The organism is Vreelandella stevensii S18214 (assembly GCF_000275725.1).
Classification (GTDB): domain Bacteria; phylum Pseudomonadota; class Gammaproteobacteria; order Pseudomonadales; family Halomonadaceae; genus Vreelandella; species Vreelandella stevensii.
Genome location: NZ_AJTS01000008.1, coordinates 1 through 16,990, shown reverse-complemented (window position 1 = coordinate 16,990; position 16,990 = coordinate 1). Strand labels below are relative to the sequence as shown.

Sequence of the window (16,990 nt, the reverse complement as noted above, 5' to 3'; positions counted from 1 at the left end):
CTTGACTTGTATTGCTCAGAATTTTTTTATCTTTGCTTTCGAATAGGCTACCACTCACCGGGTGCTTAGCGTGAGGTGCTTTAAAGAAAAATTCATTTTCTCTAGTGTTTCCCAATGACTTAGGCAGCAAAGAAGGTCGTATATTGGTTTTCCACATCAAATATGCTAGCGGAGGCTGATCTCTCTTGACTTTACTATTGCTGACGAAATCCCACCATTGATCCATTAAAGATTGGACTGACTTACTGGAATGTTTACGCCACAAAAAACAAGCTTCAATGAGACCAGTATAAGCAGGAACGCCCTGCTTTTTGAACCATTCATATTGCTCTATTAAACCTTCAGCTGAATGCCGTAAACTACTCAGGATAGCCTGCATCTCCGAGTAGATATCTGATCTATCTGGGTGCCCCCATGCGACAAAATCATGGCCTAACAACCATCTATCTAACAATGTCTCTATACGCCCTACAAACATTATATTTGAGTCGACGTAACAACTATAGTCATATTCACCAAGGTATTTATGGGGACAAATCTTATACTTTCTATTCTCTAATATTGGATCGTTTTGTTTTATATCAACAACTCTTACTTCCCAGCCATTTGCTTCAAAATAAGTATCGCTAAAACAAATAAAATCGACACCCTCTGGTTTATAAAGCAAATCAGGCAACTGATCATACCCACCAAAAAGCGCGGTATAAAAACAAACCTTACTTCCACCCTTAACTTTATCTGACGCTTCAGCAGGTGATAAAACATCAAACAATGTCTCATTAGGATAACGAGAGTTTTCTATTTTTGCTACACGAGCATCTCTAAAGTCACTGCTTTGGCGAGCAGCATCCCAATATTTCATCCAATTTTCTTTGGCTTTTGAAAAATCAGACTCGCACAAATATATTCGGCCTTTCTGCTGTAATATGTTTTTATTACCAGGTAAATATGGCGCAACAATATCTATTAGGTACTTACTTTCCTGATATGCTTCACGGACTATCAATTCGTCTATATTCGCAAGTATTTCTTTATACTCTTGAGATTTAACATCTCCTTTTTTAAAAAAAACCTCCCAATAAAAAACACACTCCCAATAGCGACCATTTTTTCTTTTTTCGATCGCTATTTTTTTAGCACTTTGCTTTTCTTTAAAGAAAATATTTTCTTTAGCATGCTCCCTTTTTAGCAAAAGGAACATGTTAAATGAGATGCATCGCTTCAACTCGCCTTCAGGTAAGCCAAGCAATATTTTATCGTACTCGTCAATTGCTTTTTCACTACTGTCAAAAAACAATTTGTTAACATTCTTTAAACGGCTTGACATATTAAAAACTAACCTCTATCTAAATAAGACCAAGTAGGATTCAAGACATAGTCGTTGACTTTCCACTCAGCACCGAAAGCTGCATCAAATTGAGATGGATTAAATAATATAGCTCCTTCCCCCGGATAAAACGTAAACTCTCCAAATATCCACCTGGAGTTTTTATTATCAAAAAACAAATCGATTCTCACAAAATCAAGATATTTGGATAAAGTTGCAACGTATCTATACGCTTTTTCAATCTGCTCTTTGCTAGCTAACGGCTCCTTCACACTGTTTTGCAGTCCATTAATAGCACTGAGGTTTTCTATAGGGGTAAAATCTTTATTATAGAAAGACTTGGCAACTCGTGATTTATTCTTTCCATCAAGCCGAAATTTTGTTTCATCAAAAAACCCCACATCACCATGAAAGCAATAAAAAGAATAATCAATTAAATCTTCTGTGTAAAAATCTTCCGCTATTATTCGATTGTCAACTTGCCCATATCCCCATTCCGCTTTATCCAGCCCATAGGTTTTCTTTATTTTCTCGTTAACCTCATTTTTGATAGCTTCTATCTCAGACACCCCTAAACTTTCATCAATCAGCCATAACCCCCCACTATCCGAGGTTAGCTTTACAATGCAAGGAGGCTGATACTCAAGGTCTTCAAATTTGCGAGCTATATCTTGAGTTTTAATGCACATTAGATCAGGGCATATTTTTTGAACATACGATTTAGCCTCATGCTTATCTATTAACAAGCCAAACAGAGGGTTATGATCATAAAATTTACGCCACTGTATTTTTTCATTTAGAGTTTTAGGGTTATCTGCGTTTGGCCAGTACCCCATCTTCTTTCTATATTTAGTAAAGAAGATCCTTCTCAATAGCCAAGGATTAATGCTATTTTTATTACTCAGGAATGAAAGATAGACTTTATGAGCCAAGTCAGAAGCTGTCTTTTGTGAAGACTGTGCGATGCCACAATAGTAAAGCTCATCTTTACTTAACGTTATCTCATGGCTACTTTCTTCTAATGGCTTGTAGTAAAAAGCCTGGTGATAACCTAGCTGCTTGAGCTGCTCATTTGCTCTACTATTACTGATAACCTCGACCTGAGCGCCCTCCATACCAAAACCAATAGCCGCTTCGAAAAAATTGAAACCTTTAATATTATTATCACACAAGACGTTAGCACGCCCTAACGTGTTACAAAGCGATGAAAACACAGTTTTTAGCAAAAGCTCTTTACTAACGCCCTCTTCCAAAAGCTTTCTTGCTATTTCTTTTGCTAATCCTTGATTGTTGGAGTGAAATGCCCCATCTATAAGATAAAGCAATACTTTCACTTTCCCTTCATGCTCTTCAGCTTCAGTGACACTAATTCTGGACAATTGCTCCCAGTCACCATGCTGCCAAAATGTTGAAGCACTCTGATCAAGATAGATTGATCTCTTATCTATCATAAACTTTCCTGAAATATCAAAACTTAGGACATCCTGACCAAACAAGTGCCAAGCCTTTATTATCTTTATTGGATAGCTGTGGCTGTTCGCCGTTGACCAACGGCCATTGAATAGCCACTGTAGTATCGTTCCACAGCAAGGAGTATTCGTCGCCTGGATTATAATAATCCGTGCACTTATATTGGAATTCAGCTTCTTCACTGATGACATAAAACCCGTGAGCAAAACCAGGCGGTACCCATAGCATCTGTTTATTTTCTGCGCTTAGATGGGCACCTACCCACTGGCCGAAAGTAGGGCTTTGCTCTCGCAGGTCTACGGCTACGTCGAACACCTCACCCTGTGTTACCCGCACCAGCTTGCCCTGGGGCTTGGCGTGTTGATAGTGAAGGCCACGAAGAATGCCCTGCTTGGATTTGCTGTGATTGTCCTGCACGAACTGGTAAGCACCACAGTGCTCTTCAAACTCACTTTGGCGGAAGGTTTCCATAAAGAACCCCCGCTCGTCACCAAACACTTGCGGGGTTAGTAACACAACATCGGGTATCGCTAACTTTTCATACTTCATATTCAGTCCTTATGCCACGGAAACTCACGGAAAACACGGATAAGGGCAAAACTACAAAATCTTTTGTGTTTATCCGTGCCGTCTGTGTAAATCCGTGGCAAGTCTTTATCGTTTGGCTGCCTTGAGGCGCTGAAGGTACTGGCCATACTGTGTTTTGGAGAGCGGCTTGGCGAGCTGGCCGAGCTTCTCGCTGCTGATCCAGCCTTGTTGCCAGGCAATCTCTTCCAGGCAGGCAACTTTCAGGCCTTGTCGGTGCTCGATGGTTTGTACGTACTGGCTGGCTTCCAGCAGGCTATCGTGGGTGCCCGTATCCAGCCAGGCGAAGCCACGGCCCAAGCGCTCTACGCGCAGGTCTCCACGCTCCAGATAGGCGTTGTTCACGCTGGTAATTTCCAGTTCACCACGTTCTGAAGGCTGTACGTTTTTGGCAATCTCGACAACGTCGTTATCGTAGAAGTACAGGCCTGTAACGGCATGGTTGGATTTTGGCTTTTTAGGCTTCTCTTCAATAGAAAGCGCTTTACCGTCTTCATTGAATTCTACGACGCCAAAACGCTCTGGATCTTTGACCAGGTAGCCAAATACCGTGGCTCCACCAGGCTGCTGGTCTGCACGTTTGAGCTGTTCGGAGAAGTGCTGGCCATGGAAGATGTTGTCACCCAGTACCAGGCATACGGGGTCTTTACCAATGAATGCTTCGCCGATGAGAAACGCTTGCGCCAGGCCATCGGGGCTGGGCTGTACGGCATATTCAAAACGAACGCCAAAGTCGCTGCCGCCCCCCAAGAGCTTCTGGTACTGGGGAAGGTCTTCCGGCGTGGAGATAATCAGTATTTCCTGAATGCCAGCCAGCATGAGTACCGAGATCGGATAGTAAATCATCGGTTTGTCGTAAATGGGCAGGAGCTGTTTGGAAACACCTCGCGTAATCCCGGCTTATTCATGAGGCCGACCTGAAAACGAAGATGGCGAGTGGTTTTCTCTTGTAGAATCAGGATATTCCTGCCAGAACACGATTCAAGAGGACCACTCGCCATGGGTGAAAGCCTATCCACCTGGACGCCCTCATGCAACGGCTCTGTCCGTGTTGAGCTGAGCGGCCAGCGCACCACCAGCGACAGCGGCGCTCTGCTGTTGCGTGAGGCCCTCGACAACAGCGGCGTGATTGAGGCGCTGGAAGACAATCTGGTCGATCGACGCCACCCGCTGCGCATCCTTCATTCGCTGGCCAGCCAGTTGCGTACCCTGGTGCTGCAGCGTGCGATGGGCTGGATCGATCTCAGCGATACCGACACGCTGCGCCGTGACCCGCTTTGGCAGTTGGCCTGCAGCGATGCACGCGGGACGACGCCATTGGCGCAGGACAGGCCGTCTCAAGCCACGCTGTCGCGGCTGCTGACCTGCCTCGGCCGAGACGACAACATCGATGCCGTGCACGAAGGCCTGCTGCGACTGGTGGTCTGGCGCCTGACCTCGCTGAAGAACGGCGAGCGCCCCAAACAGCTGACGCTGGACATCGATGGCCTGCCGATCGAGGTGCATGGCCATCAGGGCGGGTCGGCCTATCATGGCCTTTACGGGGCCCGCATCTACTCGCCGCTGGTCGCATCGTTGGCGGAGACCGGCGACATGGTGGGCGGCCTGCTGCGCGAGGGCAACGCCGGCCCGGCAGAGAACGCCGACACCTGGATCCCGCATCTGGTACGACGACTCAACGAGAGCACCGGGGCACAGGTTCGTGTGCGCATCGACGCCGGTTTTACCGATAACGCGACGCTGGAGGCCCTGGAGGATCGGGAGATCGAATACCTGGGCCGGTTGCGCAGTCACACCGGTCTACAGAAGCTGGCAGCACCGCTCCTGAAGCGGCCACCCGGCCGGCCACCCGAGCAGCCTCGCGAGTGGTGCCACGATCTGGAGTACCAAGCCGGCTCCTGGTCGGCACCGCGGCGCGTAGTGCTGGTGGTGCAGGAACGCCCCGATGACCTGCTGCTGCATGCCTTCTTCCTGGTCACCAACCTCAGCAAGTTCGACTGGCCGCCAGAGAAGGTCCTGGCACTCTATCGCAAGCGCGGCAGCGCCGAGGCGCACATGGGCGAAGTGAAGTCGGCGCTCGACGTGCACCTCTCGTCGACCGATCGCGGCGCCTCCACCGTTCAGAACGTGATGGCGCGCAACGAGGTGAGCCTGCTGCTCAGCCTCTACGCCTACCAGGTCCTGCATGGCCTGCGCTGCCTCCTGGAGCGGCAAACCCGACAAGGCTGGAGTCTGAGTCGGATGCGCGAGCAGGTGCTCAAGGTCGCCGCCACGCTGAGGCTGCACGCTCGGCGAATCACCGTTCATCTGGGTGCCGCCGCCGACAAGTGGTGGCCGACGCTGCTGAAGGGGCTACCGAAGCTGACCGCACTGAGCTGACGCTCCTGCGAGACCACCACAGCATCAGAAAGCGAGCGACCGGAGCGGCGGTCGGCGATCACGGCTGCTTGGACGGCCACCATTGATTCCAAAGAGCTATAAGTAAGTAGGAAAAGGGCTGCGTTCAGGCATTACTCAACAGCCACTCGCGCTGAAAAGGCGAATCCTGATGAGCAATGCCAACAGCCAGTACCTTCAGACCGCTCAATCAGCGCCCTCGTGAATAAGGCGGGGTAATGGGGTGCAACCGTGTGCCTGAGCCACCCGCTAAAATAATTCCTTTTCTTGCCATCGTCTTAGCCCCTTTTGTGGCCACTCATCAACGGCTAGCGCCACTGCTGAGTAACTTATCTTTAAGCAATAGCTCTTTGATGAGCTCTAGCTGCGCTTCTGCTCTTTCCAGCTCGATTTCCAGCTTGTGCTGTTTTTGCTGGGTATCGCGCATTTCTGCCTCGACCCGCTGTGTATGCTCTTTTTGCTGGCCCAGTTGCGTCTGCAGCTTATCGCGCTCGGTTTTGGCATTGCTGAGCTCTTTTTCGGCCCGCTCGTTGGCTTTGGTAAGCTCTTCTCGCGTTTGCTTCAACTTGTCACGTTCGGCTTTAAGTAGCTCTACCTGCTCTAACGCTTTGGCTTTCTCTTTTGCTTGCTCTTCGTTCTGTTGTTTCAGCGCTGTACGATCATCTGCCAACTGAGCGACTTCTTGCTGCGCCGCTTCCTTGGCTTTATTCAGGTCCTCACGCTGTTGCTTGAGCCTCTCGCGCTCTTCTTTCAATTGGGCGACTTCTTGCTGGGCGGCTTCCCTGGCCTTGCTCTGGTCGTCGCGCTGTTGCTTGAGCGTGTCGCGCTCTTCTTTCAGTTGAGCAACCTCTTGCTCGGCAGCTTCCTTGGCTGTGTTCTGCTCATCGCGCTGCTGCTTGAGGGTGTCACGCTCTTTTTTCAGTTGGGCGACTTCTTGCTGGGCGGCTTCCCTGGCTTTGCCTTGGTCATCGCGCTGTTGCTTTAGGGTGTCGCGCTCTTCTTTCAGTTGAGCAACCTCTTGCTGGGCAGCTTCCCTAGCTGTGTTCTGCTCATCGCGCTGCTGTTTGAGCGTGTCGCGCTCTTGTTTCAGTTGGGAGACTTCTTGCTGGGCGGCTTCCCTGGCGGTGTTCTGCTCGTCACGCTGCTGCTTGAGCGTGTCGCGCTCTTCTTTCAGTTGGGCGACTTCTTGCTGGGCAGCTTCCTTGGCTTTGCCTTGGTCATCGCGCTGTTGCTTGAGGGTGTCGCGCTCTTCTTTCAGTTGGGCAACTTCTTGCTGTGCTGCTTCCTTGGCTTTGCCCTGGTCATCGCGCTGCTGTTTGAGCGTGTCACGCTCTTTTTTCAGTTGGACGACTTCTTGCTGGGCGGCTTCTCTGGCTTTGCTCTGCTCGTCGCGCTCTTCTTTGAGCTGCGTCAACCGTTGCTCTGTTTGGGTGATACTTTCCGCCTGCCCTTGGCACTGCTGAGCCAACTGCTCATTTTTTTGCTTTAACGCTTCCAGTTCTGTACTCAGCGAGTTAGCTTTTTGTTTGGCGGCTTGCAGTGGCTTGAACAGGGCATTCCGGGTGAATCCCAGCAACTGATAGTCAGGGTCGTCTGCCTCGGTGGGCGCGATTTCAAAGCCCTGGGCGTCGCACCACTGGATTAACTCTTCCTGCGTGGCCATCCCTTCATAGAGTGAGCGCTCACTGGTGCGCACCCAAAGTTGGGTAAGTTGCTTGAGCGCTCCTGCACTGTTCAACGCTTTTAACAGCGCTAGCGCTTGTTCGGGCTGCTCCAACACCAGGTGGGTAAGGCTTTGGCCCGCCACAGGCGAACTTTCCAGTAGCCACTCCAGCGGTTTGGTATCTACCGGCTTGCGATTCAGCTCGGTCAGGCCGGGGTAAAGCGCTAATAGGCCCGTGGCAGGCGCCAGGCTGTTGAACTCTTCCAGGTTGTATTCATGCCATACGAACCGTTCTGCCTTGGGTACGATAAGTTCGACCTGAAGTTCAATCTCTGGCTGTGCTGCCAGCGCCTGCTGTGTGTCGCTGCTGTGCTGGGGAATACAGACGTAACCAGGCACACTGGCCTGCTGAAGCATGGCAAGGCTTTCTTGACGAAGCGGGCCGATATGGAGCAGAAACGAAGGTACTGACGGGCTCATGCCTGGGCCTCTTGATCAAATGCCTGATGAGTGGCGTTGGTGCTTTCTGGTGAAGGTAACTGCAATTGCTGGAAGGTGGTGGCCCGCTGTTCGGCCATGCCGTGGCGTAGAAAATGCAGTAATGGGTGCTGTCCCGAGATAGCCACATCGTTATGCGCGGCCAGATAAAACTCGGTGTTGAAACGCGCGCTGGGGTTACGCCCTTCCAACGCACCAAACTTGACGAAATGCTCGGCGGGGTTGATCTTCCCCTGGCTTACATCCGGGTACTGCTCGCGGTACCACGCTGCGTCAAAGTAGTCGCTGTTTTGTACCAGTTTCACCTGCTCTGGCAGTGCTTTTCTATAGGCCCGGCTATAGCGGTAGGCCGCTGCAGCGTGGCGGTAGGCATGCGCTCGCAGCCATTGCACCAGGCTTTGCAGTTCGTGCTCTTTTTGCTGGCGTTCGGCGCGCAGTACGTTCAGGTTCTTCTGACGGTTTTCCAGCTTTTGGGTCAGGCTGCTCAACACCTGTTGCTGCTGCTCCAGCTCTTCTTGTGCTTTGTGTAACTGAGTCAAGCGCTGCTCGGCTTTGTGGGTCGCTTTTTGCCAAGCCGTTTTACTGGCGGCGAGCGCTTTTTCCTGGGCTTCATGTTGTTGTGCCAATACCGCTTGCTGTTGCCTCAGGTTGTTGGCAGCCGCCTGACTTTGCTCGAGCTGTTCCTGGGCCGCGTGTAGTTGTTCCATGTAACGCTGGGCTTTACGTGCCAGTTTGGCAGCGTTGGCGGTTTCTGCTTGCCACTCTTTTTTCTGCGCGGCTAAGCGTCGTTGTAAATCGGCCACGTCTTTTGTTGCTGCCTGGTGCGCTGCTTGCTTGTCTTTTAGCTGTTGGTTCAGTGCTGAGCGCTCTGTTTCCAGCTCTTTGATGTGTTGCTGGTGTTTCTGCGCCGTTTCCAGGCTGGTTTCCAGTACTTCTTGAACGCGATGAAGTTCGGCGATCACCAACGTGTTTTCTTCATGCGTGCTGGCCAGCTCTGCTTTAACCCGCTGGTGCTGCTCCTGCGCCTTGGCAAGCTGTTGCTTGTGTTCGCGCTGCTCTGCGCTACGCGCCGTTTGTTCTTTTTTCAGTGCTGACTGTGTATTTGACAGTTTGGCGGTGCTCTCGGCCAAGCGCTTTTCCAGCTCCGAGGCTTTCTGGCTGGCGGCTTGTTCGGCTTGATGGGTCTGGCTTAATTCATCCAGCTTGCCTTCCAGTGCTTCCTGTACCGTATGCAATTGGCCAAGCAGTAGCTCACTTTCTTGAGTTTGCTCTGCAATACGGTGTTCAAGCGTTTGCTGGGTCGCCTGGTTGGCCGTTAGTTCTTCGGTTAGCTGAGCAATGCGCTGTTGGTGCTGTTGTCGCTGCTCTGCATCCTGCTGTACTTGCGCTTGCAGTTGCTGTACCTGCTGGGCCTGCTGCTCGTTTGCTTGTTCAAGTTCAGAGATTTTCTGAACCTGTTGATCATGCGCTTTTTCAGCCGCACTTTGTTGCTCAGCCAACTGTTTGGTCAGCGCCTGCTGCTCTTTTTCAGCGGCACTTTGTTGCTCAGCCAACTGTTTGGTCAGTGCCTGCTGCTCTTTTTCAGCGGCACTTTGTTGCTCAGCCAACTGTTTGGTCAGTGCCTGCTGCTCTTTTTCAGCCTGTTTCAGTTGGTGGTGCTGCTCTTCCAATGTTTGCTGCGCCTGGTCTAACTGGCTCAGCAGGTCTGCGTATTCGTTTTCATCTTCGCGCTTTTGCTGTAGCAGGGCATTGATGTCGTTTAGGGTGGCAATACTGGCCTGCCCACCCGCTACGCTGCTGGCTTGCAGGTAGCTATGCGCTTTTTGCAGCGTGCTGTCTTGCAGGGTCAGTTGCGCTGCTGCCAACCGATACAACGGCGACACGACGTATTTCGGCACGGCCAGGGTAGCGCTCTCCAGGGCGGGCGCCTCTCCTGGTGTGTAGCCCGCCAACTGCACTTGCCTGCGATGCTTGCGAAACAGTGCCAGTAGGTGCTGTGCCTGCTGTGCCCACGTTTGCAACGCCTGCTCAGGAGCCTGCGCTGCCGCCAAGGCGGCTGCCACGTACAGCGCCGGTTGAGGCCATAACAGGATGGCTGAGTGCTCACTGTTCTGCTTTAACCATTGGCTTAGCATCTGCCCTTCAGGCTCGCCCAATTGCTCCAGTAGCATTGTGTGCTGCTGGCTGAGCGCCTCTGGCGCATCTTTCTGTAACGCTTCGAGCGACATCGTTAACTGCCCGTTCGGCATTAACAGATCGGGTTCACGCACAAAGGCGTGTAGGCCCAAATAGATCACCAGCGACATAGAGGTAACGCTCCTTCAATATTTAGCTAACCGTGGCGTATTACTCAGGCTGAGCGGGTGTTGCGCTCAGGTGGGTATGCGGTGCCACGTTGTTGAGTCACTCGGCAAGATGTTCTTGCAAGGTTAGTGCCAGCTGGCTTTGCCAAGAGGGCAACGTCACGCCCAGCGCTTTTTCCAGCTTGCCTAACGCCATACGCGAGTTGAGTGGCCGCTGTGCAGGGGTTGGATACGCTGACGTGGGTATGCCCGTGGTAGTGTCTGGTGTGACGGCCAGCGCTTTGCCGGCCCCACGCGCTTGGCTGAAAATTTCACAGGCAAAGCCATGCCAGCTCGTCTCGCCCTGAGGCGCCAGGTGATACACCCCTGATGGGATGTGAGGGGTTAAACGTGAGGCGTGAGGAGTAAAGGCTAACGCGGTGATTTGCGCGATCAGACGTGCCGGTGTCGGTGCCCCCACTTGGTCGTTCACGATGTTGAGTGCTTCCCGCTCACTGCCCAAACGCAGCATGGTTTTCATGAAGTTGTTGCCCCGGGCGGCATACACCCAACTGGTGCGGAATACCAAGTGGCTGGCACCACTTTGAACCACGGCGTTGTCGCCTTCCAGCTTGGTTTGTCCGTAAACGCTGAGCGGCCCGGTGGGGCTGTCTTCCTGCCAAGGGGCTTCACCGTTGCCAGGGTACACGTAGTCGCTTGAGTAGTGCACCAGCGTAATGCCTTGTTGGGCAGCATACGCTGCTAGCTGTGCTGGCAGTTCGGCATTCAGGCGCCTGGCCTGCTCCGGCTCGCTTTCGGCTTTGTCTACCGCGGTGTAGGCAGCGGCATTCAGAATCAACGAGGGCTGATGCTGGGCCAGGTATGCGTCCACGGCCTTGGCATCGGTCAAATCGAGTTCTTGCCGCGTGGGGGCAAGGAGCGTGCCTAACACGGCAAACTGGCGCTGTAGTTCAAAACCTACCTGGCCATTGCCGCCGGTGATAAAAATGGTCAATGGTGAATCCTTTTGCCACGGACACTCACTGAAAACACGGATAAAAATTAAACGACAATACGTTTTATCTGTGTTTTGGGAAAAGTGAAATTGATGAGTAACCCGACTGGTAAGCGAGTGGCACGTAGATAGTTAATGAGTTGAGGTTCGGCTGATGGCGATAGATGCTTTTGTGCTTTTAGCTCTAGAATTACTTTACCCTCTACCAATAGGTCGAGCCGGTGCTCGCCAACTAGCCAATGCTTATAGTAAATATTGACAGGCTTTTCAGCTTCCACATACAAGCCTGTTGATTGCAGCTCAATGAATAACGCTTTCTGATAGATGCTTTCCAAAAAACCAGGCCCGAGCTGCTTACTGACTTCGAATACAGCTCCTCTGATTTGATATGTTAGCGCTTCTTCCTTGAGCATATGCACCTCTTGATATTAGCCACGGAAGCTCTCTGAAAAGACGGATAAAGTTAAGCCGGTTGATAAAAAAGTCTATATTTTGTTTTTATCCCGCCTTATTCACGAGGGCGCTGATTGAGCGGTCTGAAGGTACTGGCTGTTGGCATTGCTCATCAGGATTCGCCTTTTCAGCGCGAGTGGCTGTTGAGTAATGCCTGAACGCAGCCCTTTTCCTACTTACTTATAGCTCTTTGGAATCAATGGTGGCCGTCCAAGCAGCCGTGATCGCCGACCGCCGCTCCGGTCGCTCGCTTTCTGATGCTGTGGTGGTCTCGCAGGAGCGTCAGCTCAGTGCGGTCAGCTTCGGTAGCCCCTTCAGCAGCGTCGGCCACCACTTGTCGGCGGCGGCACCCAGATGAACGGTGATTCGCCGAGCGTGCAGCCTCAGCGTGGCGGCGACCTTGAGCACCTGCTCGCGCATCCGACTCAGACTCCAGCCTTGTCGGGTTTGCCGCTCCAGGAGGCAGCGCAGGCCATGCAGGACCTGGTAGGCGTAGAGGCTGAGCAGCAGGCTCACCTCGTTGCGCGCCATCACGTTCTGAACGGTGGAGGCGCCGCGATCGGTCGACGAGAGGTGCACGTCGAGCGCCGACTTCACTTCGCCCATGTGCGCCTCGGCGCTGCCGCGCTTGCGATAGAGTGCCAGGACCTTCTCTGGCGGCCAGTCGAACTTGCTGAGGTTGGTGACCAGGAAGAAGGCATGCAGCAGCAGGTCATCGGGGCGTTCCTGCACCACCAGCACTACGCGCCGCGGTGCCGACCAGGAGCCGGCTTGGTACTCCAGATCGTGGCACCACTCGCGAGGCTGCTCGGGTGGCCGGCCGGGTGGCCGCTTCAGGAGCGGTGCTGCCAGCTTCTGTAGACCGGTGTGACTGCGCAACCGGCCCAGGTATTCGATCTCCCGATCCTCCAGGGCCTCCAGCGTCGCGTTATCGGTAAAACCGGCGTCGATGCGCACACGAACCTGTGCCCCGGTGCTCTCGTTGAGTCGTCGTACCAGATGCGGGATCCAGGTGTCGGCGTTCTCTGCCGGGCCGGCGTTGCCCTCGCGCAGCAGGCCGCCCACCATGTCGCCGGTCTCCGCCAACGATGCGACCAGCGGCGAGTAGATGCGGGCCCCGTAAAGGCCATGATAGGCCGACCCGCCCTGATGGCCATGCACCTCGATCGGCAGGCCATCGATGTCCAGCGTCAGCTGTTTGGGGCGCTCGCCGTTCTTCAGCGAGGTCAGGCGCCAGACCACCAGTCGCAGCAGGCCTTCGTGCACGGCATCGATGTTGTCGTCTCGGCCGAGGCAGGTCAGCAGCCGCGACAGCGTGGCTTGAGACGGCCTGTCCTGCGCCAATGGCGTCGTCCCGCGTGCATCGCTGCAGGCCAACTGCCAAAGCGGGTCACGGCGCAGCGTGTCGGTATCGCTGAGATCGATCCAGCCCATCGCACGCTGCAGCACCAGGGTACGCAACTGGCTGGCCAGCGAATGAAGGATGCGCAGCGGGTGGCGTCGATCGACCAGATTGTCTTCCAGCGCCTCAATCACGCCGCTGTTGTCGAGGGCCTCACGCAACAGCAGAGCGCCGCTGTCGCTGGTGGTGCGCTGGCCGCTCAGCTCAACACGGACAGAGCCGTTGCATGAGGGCGTCCAGGTGGATAGGCTTTCACCCATGGCGAGTGGTCCTCTTGAATCGTGTTCTGGCAGGAATATCCTGATTCTACAAGAGAAAACCACTCGCCATCTTCGTTTTCAGGTCGGCCTCATGAATAAGCCGGGTTTATCCGTGCCTTCCGTGCATTCCGTGGCAAAACAGTGCAGCGGCTCTACACACTACCGAGGCGTTGGCCTTGGTAGCTGCCGTCCTGGACGCGTTTCCACCAGGTTTCGTTGGCGAGGTACCATTCGACGGTTTTGCGCAGGCCGGTGTCGAAGGTTTCGGCGGGCTTCCAGCCGAGTTCGCGTTCGATCTTGCTGGCGTCGATGGCGTAGCGCACGTCGTGGCCTGGGCGGTCGGTCACGAAGGTGATCAAGTCTCGGTAGGCTTTTTCACTGGGCACCAGCTCTTGCAGCAGATCGCAGAGGGTTTCGACGACCGTGAGGTTGGCTTTTTCGTTGTGCCCACCAATGTTGTAGGTTTCGCCTACCTGGCCTTCGGTGGCTACCTTGATGAGCGCGCGGGCGTGGTCTTCGACGTAGAGCCAGTCGCGGATTTGTTGGCCGTCCCCGTAGACCGGCAGCGCTTTGCCCGCGAGGGCGTTCAGGATCATCAGCGGAATCAGCTTTTCCGGGAAGTGATACGGGCCGTAGTTATTCGAGCAGTTGGTAACCAGCGTGGGCAGCCCGTAGGTGCGCTGCCAGGCACGTACCAGGTGGTCGGAGCTTGCCTTGCTGGCGGAATAGGGTGAGCTGGGGGCGTAGGGCGTTGTCTCGGTGAAGAGGTCGTCTGTGCCTTCCAGGTCGCCGTATACTTCATCGGTGGAGATGTGATGGAAGCGGAAAGCGTCGGCCTTGGCGGCATCCTGCTGTTGCAGCGCTTTCCAATAGCCACGGGCGGCTTCCAGCAGTACGGCGGTGCCTACCACATTGGTTTGGATAAATTCGGCGGGGCCGTCGATGGAGCGGTCGACGTGGCTTTCGGCTGCCAGGTGCATCACGACATCGGGCTGATGCTGTTCGAATAGCTGTTGCATGGCCGCGGCGTCGCAAATGTCGGCTTGCACAAAGGTGTAGCGCTCGCTGCCTTCCACGCTGGCCAGCGATTCCAGATTACCGGCGTAGGTGAGCTTATCGACGTTGACTACCCGGTGCTGGGTGCTATTGACCAATTCACGTACCACGGCTGAACCGATAAACCCTGCGCCACCGGTCACCAAGAATGTTTTGCTGTGCATATTCCCTTACTTCCTTACGTTGGATCGTAGCTGCTAGGTCAGTGATTCAAGGTGGATGCGCGCCTCTTTGGCACGATTACCCGCTTCCTGTACTGCTTTTTTAGCAGCAGTGATCTCTTTTTTGTCGCCCTGCTCTTTTGCATCGTTGAAGCGCTCTTGCGCGGCTTTCAAGTCGGCATGGCAGGCTTGCAGGTACTGGCGTGCGCCCTTGGCATCCTTGGGAAGTTCAGCGCTGCGCTTTTTCTGATCACTGTCCACATGGTAAGCGGCAATGGCTTCGTTGATATCGTCGTACCAGAAAGCTTCGCCGTTTTTGATATAGAGCCCGGCCTGGCAGAGGTCTTTCAGGATGCCTTCGGAGTGCGACACCATGATCAGCGACGACACCCCCACCTTGGATTGAAAGAGGTTTTTGGCTTTCTCCTTGAAGGCGCGGTCGCCAACGGCAGTGGCTTCGTCGGAAATGTACACATCGAAGTCGAATGCCAGGGAAAGGCCAAAGGAGATACGTGATTTCATCCCGGAGGAATAGGTACGAATGGGTTCATCGAACGCGGGGCCTATTTCGGCAAACTCTTCCACGAACTTGATAACGCGCTTGACTTCTTCAGGCCCACTGCCCTGCACACGGGCGACGAACTTGGCATTCTGGCGACCGGTCATGTTGCCCTGCATGCCACCGGATAAACCCACGGGCCAGGAAACACGGCTGTGGCGTATCACTTCACCGCGCTCGGGGGAGTCCATGCCAGCAATCAGACGCAGCAGCGTGGATTTACCGGCGCCGTTGGCCCCAATCAACCCTACGCTCACCCCTTGGGGGATCGTGACGTTGATGTTTTTCAGCACCCAGTCACTACCGTGATGGTTGTGGTAGCGCTTATAGAGGTTCTTGATTTCGATCATGTTTGGTTTGTGAAGGGTAGGAGGTGAATGGTGAATAGAACGTTCATGGGGTGCATTGATTTCACCGATTCTGTCAACGTTTGATTCAACTGCTGGGCTGGGCAAGTATGCGGTGGCTTCGTTAGGGGTGCTGAATATGCCAATGAGGGTTATTCCACCACCGTGGCCCAATCAGGGCGGCTCGCGCCGCCTTCGCGCCGGGCCGCCGCTGCGGGTGCCTCTTTCGCTCGTTGCTCTCGCTCTTTCGTTACGCCGCGCTACGGGGGCACGTGGCCAATGATGGCGGTGTTTCGTAGCGCGGTGCTTCGTAGCGCGGTGTAAGCGGAGCGCACCCGCGAAGCACCCCGTGAGGGGTGCCGAATAGGCCAGCGAGGGTTATTCCACCACCGCCGCCCACGCGGGTGCCTCTTTCGCTCGTTGCTCTCGCTCTTTCGTTACGCCGCGCTACGGGGTGGCACATTTTGATGATGGCGGTGCTTCGTAGCGCGGTGTAAGCGGAGCGCACCCGCGAAGCACCCCGTGAGGGGTGCCGAATAGGCCAATGAGGGTTGCTCCACCACCGTGGCCCAATCAGGGCGGCTGGCGCCGCCCTCGCGGGTGCCTCTTTCGCTCGTTGCCTCGCTCTTTCGTTACGCCGCGCTACGGGGGTACGTTGCCAATGATGGCGGTGTTCCGTAGCGCGGTGCTTCGTAGCGCGGTGTAAGCGGAGCGCACCCGCGAAGCAGCCCGTGAGGGGTGCCGGTGAGGCCAGTGAGGTCTGCTCGATCACTGTGGCTTAATCGGGGCGGCTAGGGCCGCCCTTCGCGGGTGCCTCTTTCGCTCGTTGCTCTCGCTCTTTCGTTACGCCGCGCTACGGGGTGGTGCCGCCATTCGAGGTGTTGACGCGGTTGCTCGTTATGGCGCGAAACGGGGTTGGTGCCACGCCTCATAACGTTGGCGGTGTTCCCGTAGCGCGGTGTAGACGAGCGCACCCGCAGGAGCAGCAAGGAGTGGTGATGGGGTTAGTTAAGCGGCTTGGCTTTTTAAGAGTGGCCATGCACCTTGCTTCGAGGCCTCCAGAATGACGATTTCATTGATCGTGCCATCCTCTGCGTAACTAATATGTGTATGCCAATCTTGAGAAACCTCCCTAACGGTAGGCTTTTCTGATAGGTGCAGAACCAGGATATCATCTGCTTCATCGTACGTAGTTCGCATTACTTATCCTCCCACACAAAGTGATGCATGACTGTCTTTACCACTATTCTATCTTCCAAGACTGCTGCAATAGACAAGAGGTTGTCTTGACGATTTTCAAAATATCTTGCTATCCAAAACCGCGTAGCATCTTTGTATTTTACTGATCCCCGCTCTACCAATTCTAGCAGCTCACTTTCTGTAATATTGCGAGTAGCCATGCGCTCACGGGCATGACGTGTCATATGAATATTTACCTTGAAACGGTGACTATACATATTCACCTTCTGCACTCTTGGTTTGGGCGTATTACAGACGCCTTCGCGCCGAGCCGCC

At 53.9% G+C, this 16,990-nt stretch carries 15 protein-coding genes; 1 reads left to right on the top strand and 14 read right to left on the bottom strand.

Annotated features, from left to right (window positions below):
• The 4 genes from HSS18214_RS18970 to rfbA form a co-directional block, all read right to left on the bottom strand.
• The coding region (locus HSS18214_RS18970; protein WP_156808446.1) for a glycosyltransferase domain-containing protein at nt 1-1,327 on the bottom strand (1,327 nt) is incomplete at its 3' end.
• 8 nt (nt 1,328-1,335) lie between these two features.
• Entirely contained in the window at nt 1,336-2,778 is a 1,443-nt protein-coding gene (locus HSS18214_RS0100495) for an ATP-grasp fold amidoligase family protein (RefSeq protein ID WP_016913358.1), read from the bottom strand.
• A 16-nt stretch (nt 2,779-2,794) separates the two neighbouring features.
• Nucleotides 2,795-3,346 carry a dTDP-4-dehydrorhamnose 3,5-epimerase gene (gene rfbC / locus HSS18214_RS0100490; protein ID WP_016913357.1) on the bottom strand — a complete coding sequence of 184 codons (552 nt, stop codon included), beginning with the start codon at nt 3,344-3,346 and terminating at the stop codon, nt 2,795-2,797.
• A gap of 105 nt (nt 3,347-3,451) precedes the next feature.
• Nucleotides 3,452-4,276 (bottom strand): glucose-1-phosphate thymidylyltransferase RfbA, encoded by an 825-nt coding sequence (rfbA, locus tag HSS18214_RS17670; RefSeq protein WP_050980272.1) that lies wholly within the window; start codon nt 4,274-4,276, stop codon nt 3,452-3,454.
• Between the two features lie 66 nt (nt 4,277-4,342).
• Here rfbA and HSS18214_RS0100480 point away from each other — a divergent pair, with 66 nt between their 5' ends.
• A complete protein-coding gene (locus HSS18214_RS0100480) occupies nt 4,343-5,761 on the top strand; it encodes an IS1380-like element ISPsp9 family transposase (RefSeq protein ID WP_083844143.1) in 1,419 nt (472 codons plus the stop codon).
• 208 nt (nt 5,762-5,969) lie between these two features.
• Here HSS18214_RS0100480 and HSS18214_RS19745 read toward each other — a convergent pair whose 3' ends face one another.
• The 10 genes from HSS18214_RS19745 to HSS18214_RS0100435 form a co-directional block, all read right to left on the bottom strand.
• Nucleotides 5,970-6,053 carry a sugar phosphate nucleotidyltransferase gene (locus tag HSS18214_RS19745; protein WP_371827784.1) on the bottom strand — a complete coding sequence of 28 codons (84 nt, stop codon included), beginning with the start codon at nt 6,051-6,053 and terminating at the stop codon, nt 5,970-5,972.
• A gap of 27 nt (nt 6,054-6,080) precedes the next feature.
• Complete coding sequence (locus HSS18214_RS0100475; RefSeq protein WP_016913355.1) at nt 6,081-7,922, bottom strand: coiled-coil domain-containing protein; 1,842 nt, start codon at nt 7,920-7,922, stop codon at nt 6,081-6,083.
• Nucleotides 7,919-10,246: a coiled-coil domain-containing protein gene (locus HSS18214_RS0100470; protein WP_016913354.1), complete on the bottom strand. Its 2,328-nt coding sequence runs from the start codon at nt 10,244-10,246 to the stop codon at nt 7,919-7,921. Before HSS18214_RS0100470 ends, HSS18214_RS0100475 begins: the two co-directional genes overlap by 4 nt.
• Before the next feature lie 97 nt (nt 10,247-10,343).
• Entirely contained in the window at nt 10,344-11,237 is an 894-nt protein-coding gene (gene rfbD, locus HSS18214_RS0100465; RefSeq protein WP_016913353.1) for a dTDP-4-dehydrorhamnose reductase, read from the bottom strand.
• Nucleotides 11,238-11,284: 47 nt separating this feature from the next.
• Nucleotides 11,285-11,650 carry a GxxExxY protein gene (locus tag HSS18214_RS0100460; RefSeq protein WP_016913352.1) on the bottom strand — a complete coding sequence of 122 codons (366 nt, stop codon included), beginning with the start codon at nt 11,648-11,650 and terminating at the stop codon, nt 11,285-11,287.
• A 322-nt stretch (nt 11,651-11,972) separates the two neighbouring features.
• Nucleotides 11,973-13,391, bottom strand: coding sequence for an IS1380-like element ISPsp9 family transposase (locus HSS18214_RS0100455; protein WP_083844143.1), 1,419 nt, complete (start codon nt 13,389-13,391; stop codon nt 11,973-11,975).
• 113 nt (nt 13,392-13,504) lie between these two features.
• Complete coding sequence (gene rfbB / locus HSS18214_RS0100450; RefSeq protein WP_016913350.1) at nt 13,505-14,572, bottom strand: dTDP-glucose 4,6-dehydratase; 1,068 nt, start codon at nt 14,570-14,572, stop codon at nt 13,505-13,507.
• Nucleotides 14,573-14,605: 33 nt separating this feature from the next.
• Complete coding sequence (locus tag HSS18214_RS0100445) at nt 14,606-15,478, bottom strand: ABC transporter ATP-binding protein (protein ID WP_016913349.1); 873 nt, start codon at nt 15,476-15,478, stop codon at nt 14,606-14,608.
• 1,005 nt (nt 15,479-16,483) lie between these two features.
• A complete protein-coding gene (locus HSS18214_RS0100440) occupies nt 16,484-16,675 on the bottom strand; it encodes a DUF2283 domain-containing protein (RefSeq protein ID WP_016913348.1) in 192 nt (63 codons plus the stop codon).
• Nucleotides 16,675-16,990, bottom strand: a 316-nt coding sequence (locus HSS18214_RS0100435) for a DUF4258 domain-containing protein (RefSeq protein WP_016913347.1), incomplete at its 5' end; no start/stop codon positions are given. The genes HSS18214_RS0100435 and HSS18214_RS0100440, both read right to left, overlap by 1 nt.

Coding starts and splice junctions, on each gene's coding strand:
- HSS18214_RS0100495 (WP_016913358.1), bottom strand. CDS start 2,778: ATGATAGATAAGAGATCAATCTATCTTGATCAGAGTGCTTCAACATTT.
- rfbC (WP_016913357.1), bottom strand. CDS start 3,346: ATGAAGTATGAAAAGTTAGCGATACCCGATGTTGTGTTACTAACCCCG.
- HSS18214_RS19745 (WP_371827784.1), bottom strand. CDS start 6,053: ATGGCAAGAAAAGGAATTATTTTAGCGGGTGGCTCAGGCACACGGTTG.
- HSS18214_RS0100475 (WP_016913355.1), bottom strand. CDS start 7,922: ATGAGCCCGTCAGTACCTTCGTTTCTGCTCCATATCGGCCCGCTTCGT.
- HSS18214_RS0100470 (WP_016913354.1), bottom strand. CDS start 10,246: ATGTCGCTGGTGATCTATTTGGGCCTACACGCCTTTGTGCGTGAACCC.
- HSS18214_RS0100460 (WP_016913352.1), bottom strand. CDS start 11,650: ATGCTCAAGGAAGAAGCGCTAACATATCAAATCAGAGGAGCTGTATTC.
- rfbB (WP_016913350.1), bottom strand. CDS start 14,572: ATGCACAGCAAAACATTCTTGGTGACCGGTGGCGCAGGGTTTATCGGT.
- HSS18214_RS0100445 (WP_016913349.1), bottom strand. CDS start 15,478: ATGATCGAAATCAAGAACCTCTATAAGCGCTACCACAACCATCACGGT.
- HSS18214_RS0100440 (WP_016913348.1), bottom strand. CDS start 16,675: ATGCGAACTACGTACGATGAAGCAGATGATATCCTGGTTCTGCACCTA.